Raw genomic sequence first — 6,411 nt, forward strand, 5'->3', positions numbered from 1 at the left:
TCACCATTAACCGATGAGTTTGAGTTACCGTATTCGTCCCATGGCAGTTGCCGATCGCCCGTTGGTGACCCGTTGGGCCCAGCAGGAAGGATTTTGTCCGGGCATAGGGGATGTAGGGATTTTTTGTGACACCGATGACGCTGGCGTTTGGGTGGGGGAATGGGAAGGCAGCCCAGTGGGTTGCATTGCCGGCATTCGTTATGACGAAAATTACGGTTTTATTGGTTTATTTCTCGTTCAACCAGAATATCGGGGGCGGGGTTTTGGGGTGGCTCTCTGGCAAACGGCGATCGCCCATTTGGAAAATGTCCAGTGCGTTGGTCTGGAAGCAGCCCTAGCCAGGGTGGAAGATTACCAAAAATGGGGCTTTCGTCCCGCCTATTACACCCGTCGTTATCGTTTACCCCCTGCCGATCGCCGCTCCTGTGTGCGGCCAAGTTTTACCCCGGATTTTCCCCTCGGTTATCAACTTTTGGCCGGTGACCAATTAACAGAAGCCAAAGTGTTAGCCTACGATGCCCGCCACGAAGCTACACCTCGTCCCCTCTTTTTGCACGAATGGTTGGGACGGCCGGAGGGAAAGGTGATGGTAATTTTGGATGATCAGGGGGATTGTTGTGGTTACGGCCGCATTCGTCCCTGTTTATTGCCCGACGATGAAGATGGTTTTCCCCAGGGTTGGCGTTTGGGCCCCCTGATGGCTGATAGTACTGCTTTAGCCGGGGCTTTGTTGGACGTGTTACTTGGCGATCGCCAGGGGCCAGTGTTTATTGATGTGCCAGAAGTGAATCAAGATGCCATTTATCTGTTGGAAGAACGGGGCTTTGAACTGACTCTGTTAAATTTGCGGATGTATAAAGGCAATCCTCCCCAACTTCCCTTGGAAAACATCTACGGCCTAGCCTGTCTGGAACTCGGCTAAGCACTAGTCAACCGAGGCGGTAGAGGGGAATTGGGATAACGGGGACGACGGTGCAGTAGGCTAACCATTTTGCTGGGATCGGGTAAATCCAGATGCACGGGCGGGCGATTTTCGTCCACCATCACCGTAATGTCAACTTGGATGGGATTTTCCAGTTCTGGATAAATTAGCTCCACAGAGTAACTGACGGAACGGAAAGGGTTAAATCCCTCTGATTTTTCTAACTTGTCTTCGGCATCGGTATCAGTTGATGACTCTACTATTACCAAGGCTTCTGGCTGTTTATCGTCCGTTACCTCCTCTTTTTCTTCAATAACATCTAAAACACTAGCCACCAAAGCCTCTGGCATTTCTTCCTGTACTGATTCCTTTATTTTTTCTTCTATTTGTTCTTCCCCTGCTTCAACATTAACGGCGATCGCCAACACGGGTTCGAGGATTGGCTCCTCCACCTTCTCTTCAGCTATTTTTTCAATGGTTGGCGCTGTAATTGCCAGCGGTTCTGGAATTTGCTCTTCAATTATTTCCCCTCTGTTTTCCGTTACTTCCGTGGTCTCTAGAGATTTACCGGGTTCCGTTTCCCCATTCCCTGTCAGTTTCACCCTTGCCTTTCTGTGCCATTGCAGTACCGGTACCGGCTCTGGATCAAGCTCTGGCACCACCATAGGACGCTTTGGATGGGGCACAATGGAGTTATTGGCCTCATCTGTTACGCTCTGTTCTTCTTCCGGCTCCAATTCCTCTGGTTCAGTATTGAGTTTCGGTACTGTCACCGTGGTGATGGCAGGGGTAACAATTTGGAATTGAAAACGAATTTGCCAGGTTTCTCCACAAAGGTGATCGAATAAGTCTGGTTGGGCACTCAGTTGCCAGGTTCCCGGTTGGACAGTGTGCAAATCCAACAGAGAAATCAGACCGTCTTGATTAGTGCGGCCCTGGAAATCATGGTTTTCCACTTTGCCGGTGGCGGAGAAAAACTTCCAGCGCCATTGCACATATTTGTGGGGCACTGGCAATCGGGCCGCTAGACGGTAATGGCCCACGGGCAAGGAGCGGCAGGAATCTAGCGGTTGCCAACTGGGGATATCGTCGGTTTTAAACCAAATTGTCCATGGGGTCATGGCAAGTCACAGAAAAGTTAGAGGTGAGGTGGGGGTATTTTTCCCTATGTCCCGCTAAACGTTGTTTGAGTTCCGTAATGTTCCCCATTAAATCCTGTAACTGCAAGGTTTCCTGGGCTTTATCGGCCAGCCATTTAAGCTGTACTGTGCCCGTTGCTATTTCCCCATCTCCCAGTACTAAACAGGCGATCGCCCCGGATTTATCCGCCCGTTTAAATTGTTTGCCAAAGGCACTAGCACTTAGATCCAAAGCCACGGCCAAACCTTGATTGCGTAACTTTTGAGCCAGAATTAACGCTTGGGGTTCTGCCTTTTCCCCTTTGGAAATCAGGTACAAGTCCGGGCTAGGAGCGGGGGGCGTAGCCATTTGTTGCAAAAGGATAATTAATCGCTCTAATCCCATGGCCCAACCCACGGCCGGGGTAACGGGGCCTCCCAATTCCGCCACTAAGCCGTCGTAACGACCGCCGCCACAAACGGTGGCCTGGGCCCCCAGATCGCTGGATTGAATTTCAAAAGCGGTGTGGGTGTAATAATCCAAACCCCGCACCAGGGTAGGGGTGAGTTGGTAGGCAATGCCCAAATTCGTTAGTAATTGTTGCACTTGGTCAAAGTGCCGTTGGGAATCCACTCCGAGATGATCCAAAATGCTGGGGGCATCCTGGACAATTTCCTGGGTTCGTTTGGCTTTGCTGTCCAAAATTCTCAGGGGATTACGCTCTAATCTATCTTGGGAGTCGGGATCTAGTTCAGCTTTAAAAGGAGTTAAGTAAGCGATCAAAGCTTCCCGATACCTTTGGCGATCGCCGCCGTTACCAACGGAATTTAGGGCAAGGGAAAGGTTACTCAAACCAAGGGCTTTGAGAATATCGGTGCCCAAAGCGATAACTTCCACATCGGCCCTGGGATCGGCACTGCCCAACACTTCTACCCCCAATTGATGAAATTGCCGTTGTCTGCCCGCCTGGGGTCTTTCGTAGCGGAACATGGGCCCGGTGTACCACAGCCTTTGCACTCCGCCAGCGGCCTGTAAGTTCTGTTCAATATAGGCCCGCACCACCCCAGCTGTGCCTTCTGGCCTCAAGGTAATCGGGCGGTCACCCCGGTCGGTAAAACTATACATTTCCTTCCCCACCACATCTGTGGCTTCCCCAATACCCCGCTCAAACAGGGAAGTCTGCTCAAAAATTGGGGTGCGAATTTCTTGATACAAAGCCCGGTCTAAAATGCTTTTGGCGATCGCCTCTACCCACTGCCAGTAGTTGGTTTCCGGGGGCAAAATGTCACGGGTTCCACGAATGGCTTGGATAGCTCCCATAGTTCGGCTCAGTTCCTGTCAAACAAATACGTTCCTAACCTTAGCGGATTCCGAGGACCCATTGCTCCCTGGCGATCGGCATCTGCACCAAGAAAAGGCTTAGGCTATATTGACTAGGAAAAATCCCCAGATAGGATCTAACCAGCAGTTCTTAATTCAGTAATCCATGCGCAATCCCCTCCGTTGGCTCCAAAATGACGACTTTGCCTATGTTGTCCAGCGGTTGATAGAAGGGCTGATTACCTTATTGCTAGCATCCCTATTAAGCTTTGCCATTGTTCAGCTAGCCCCCGGCAGTTATCTCGACACCCTCCAGCAAAATCCGAAAATTTCCCCAGAAACCCTGCAACAGCTAAAAGTTCAATTTGGCTTGGATCAACCTTGGTATGTGCAATATTGGCGCTGGCTCACCCAAGTGGTGACCCGTTTCAATTTTGGTGAAAGCTTTGTCTATAACCGTTCCGTTGCTTCCCTACTAATAGAACGGATTCCCGCCACCCTACTACTAGCCATAACATCTATCATTCTCACCTGGGCGATCGCCATTCCCTTGGGCATTGTGGGGGCCGTACAGCAAAACACATTCATAGACCGGAGTTTGCGGGTAATCAGCTACATCGGCCAAGGATTTCCTAGTTTTATCACTGCCCTACTTTTATTATTTCTTGCCCAATCCGTTTCACCCCTGTTGCCGGTGGGGGACATGACCAGCATTGATTTTGCCGAATTTTCTTGGCCCCATAAGGTTTGGGACGTGGCTTGGCACATGATTTTACCTACCCTCGCTTTGAGCATCACCAGTTTTGCTGGATTACAAAGGTTGATGCGAGGCCAATTGCTTGATGTGTTGCGCCAGGACTACATTCAAACTGCCAGGGCTAAGGGTTTGCCCGAAAATCGGGTCATTTACGTCCATGCCCTCCGTAATGCCATCAACCCTCTGATCACCATTCTGGGCTTTGAATTTGCTAGCTTACTCAGTGGCGCTTTTATCGCCGAATTTTTCTTTAATTGGCCCGGTTTAGGTCGTCTAATTCTCCAAGCAGTCACCGCCCAGGATCTGTATCTAGTGATGGGCAGTTTAATGATGGGGGCAACTCTCCTCATCGTTGGTAATCTTCTGGCGGACTTACTGCTGAAATTTACCGATCCCCGTATTCAGTTGGCGGATCTGAAATAGAATTCCCACTCAATGTCTGAATAGTTGACCGGCAATGTCCCGGTTACCAGGTTCCACCCCGATAAAATTGAAACCTGGCTACCCCCAAATCCATGGCTTGGGAATTTTCCCCCGGTGGTAAGGCAAAAACTCGAAATTGGTAGACTCCAGGCACATCGGGATTCTTCCAGGGCTTTAGCCCAATGGTGACAGTTTCCCCAGGGGAAATGGTTTGGGCAAAAGTTACAGTGATTTTTCCCGTATCTCTGTCCCAATCCACCGACTCCAGAGCAACTTGGAACCCCCGATTGTGGCGATCGCCAAGAAAAGCAAAGGTTTGTTCCGGGTAAAAATTAATTGGGTCTGGGTTAGGTTGCTGTTGAAAAACAACTCTGTCGAGGGGTTCACCGGCCTGTTCCGGCAGAGAAATAGTGAAATAATACTTCGCCGCCGGAATTGACACCGCATTGAAGGTGGTAACACTATCCACCAACTGGGGAGGACGACTAAAAAAACGCACTCCCCCCGGTAATTCCCCCGCTTCAGCAATGGACATCTCTGGCCCAAAACTTCCGTAGGACTGGGTTAAAACTAGCCCAGAGGCGATCGCCAGTCCCGCTATTTTTCCTAAGCCCAGGGAAATTGGTCTAGTCATAGATAGTTTACCTGAACCGATTGAACAACGTTGATAGATTAACGCACAAATTTGGGCATCACATCCGCTGCTGTAAATAAACCCTTTAAACCCTGACGATGTAACCCATAACCCGCTTTCAAATAACCAAAGGCCGGGCCGCAAACATTGGCCGCCATGCTGGTTTCATCCCCCAGGGTAAAGGTATGGCTAGAAATCTTCCCTTCAAAGGTTCTGCCGGTGATTTTTACGTGGGTACTCAACGGTTTCTTCGGATTACGGGTATCCACCACGCCCCCCACCGTTACTTGGTCTCGGTGACAGATGCCCGCCAACTCCAACATGATGTCATCAGCATGTTCCATATCTTCCAAAGCCAAAATGCCATTGGTTTGATCCAACAGAGCCGCCACCTCCGCATCCGTCATGGCTTGGGCTTTATCGACGTTGTACCCGGGCATGTGAGCAATGTCTTCCCGAATGGTGGCCCGGTAAGCTTCCCAATTAGCAATGCCCACCCCAAAAGTAATTTTTACCTGATGAATTTCCTGAAAACTCTGGGAGGCGATCGCCGCCGCCGCCGTCAATAAACCGGGAGTCGCTCCACAACCCGTCATATAAGTAATACCTGCTTGGGCTAGATCCTCCCGCAATGTTATTAACTGCTCCACCGCACTGGTCCGCTTGAGCGCATCCACCAATACCCCTTGCCAGCCAGAGGCGATGAATTGCCGAGTCACATCCGCCATGAAAGTATTGGGCAAATTCGGTAACGCCAGAAAGTAGCCATCTACTTCCCCCTCACCAATTAAATCTTCAATGCTTTGCTCACTCATCTGTCCCTTCTTGGCCTTACCCACGGAACCTTGCTGGGTATAAGCCTGCACCGCATTATCCACATCAATGCCGTCCGCATCATATAGATACCCATGGCGATCGGCCACAGCCACCAACTTCATCTCCTGCTTGGGTGCCAACAACCTAGCTGCCGCTTGCCCCAAACCACCAAAACCGAGAATGCCAACCCGCAAAGGTGCCAGAGAATTGTTTTCCATTAATCTAAACCCACAAAAACGACTTCCCCATTATCGGACGGAGGAGGTGCAGAGGGGGGAGCAGATAGTTCTGAGGAATGGGAAAGGGGAGTTACCGGTGTCGAGCGAAGTTTTTTTCTATGGTTGAAGCCGTTACTATGACTGTGATTCAGGGATTTTGAAAAATATTTTGTGAAAAGGTGTTGACTTTTCTTGCGGTATT

Annotated in this window: 6 protein-coding genes; 2 read left to right on the forward strand and 4 right to left on the reverse strand. The window is 50.2% G+C overall.

From position 1 onward, the window contains the following. Positions 1 to 13 precede the first annotated feature (13 nt). The gene (locus H6G46_RS05710; protein WP_010873403.1) at positions 14 to 922 is read left to right on the forward strand and encodes a GNAT family N-acetyltransferase; all 909 of its coding nucleotides are present in this window, start codon (positions 14 to 16) and stop codon (positions 920 to 922) included. On the opposite strand, the gene H6G46_RS05715 is transcribed toward H6G46_RS05710, so the two are convergent. Both H6G46_RS05715 and hisS read right to left on the reverse strand, forming a co-directional pair. Next, positions 919 to 2,043 carry a hypothetical protein gene (locus tag H6G46_RS05715; RefSeq protein ID WP_010873402.1) on the reverse strand — a complete coding sequence of 375 codons (1,125 nt, stop codon included), beginning with the start codon at positions 2,041 to 2,043 and terminating at the stop codon, positions 919 to 921. The two genes, H6G46_RS05710 and H6G46_RS05715, sit on opposite strands and share 4 nt — an antisense overlap. After that, complete coding sequence (gene hisS, locus H6G46_RS05720; protein ID WP_010873401.1) at positions 2,018 to 3,361, reverse strand: histidine--tRNA ligase; 1,344 nt, start codon at positions 3,359 to 3,361, stop codon at positions 2,018 to 2,020. The genes H6G46_RS05715 and hisS overlap by 26 nt, the downstream gene beginning before the upstream one ends. Before the next feature lie 166 nt (positions 3,362 to 3,527). Here hisS and H6G46_RS05725 point away from each other — a divergent pair, with 166 nt between their 5' ends. Then, complete coding sequence (locus H6G46_RS05725; protein ID WP_010873400.1) at positions 3,528 to 4,541, forward strand: ABC transporter permease; 1,014 nt, start codon at positions 3,528 to 3,530, stop codon at positions 4,539 to 4,541. A gap of 43 nt (positions 4,542 to 4,584) precedes the next feature. Here H6G46_RS05725 and H6G46_RS05730 read toward each other — a convergent pair whose 3' ends face one another. Continuing rightward, positions 4,585 to 5,175, reverse strand: a complete 591-nt coding sequence (locus tag H6G46_RS05730) for a DUF2808 domain-containing protein (protein ID WP_010873399.1) — start codon at positions 5,173 to 5,175, stop codon at positions 4,585 to 4,587. A gap of 38 nt (positions 5,176 to 5,213) precedes the next feature. Then, the gene (locus H6G46_RS05735; protein WP_010873398.1) at positions 5,214 to 6,209 is read right to left on the reverse strand and encodes a hypothetical protein; all 996 of its coding nucleotides are present in this window, start codon (positions 6,207 to 6,209) and stop codon (positions 5,214 to 5,216) included. Between the last annotated feature and the right edge of the window lie 202 nt (positions 6,210 to 6,411).

It is taken from the genome of Synechocystis sp. FACHB-908, from assembly GCF_014698595.1.
Lineage (GTDB): Bacteria > Cyanobacteriota > Cyanobacteriia > Cyanobacteriales > Microcystaceae > Synechocystis.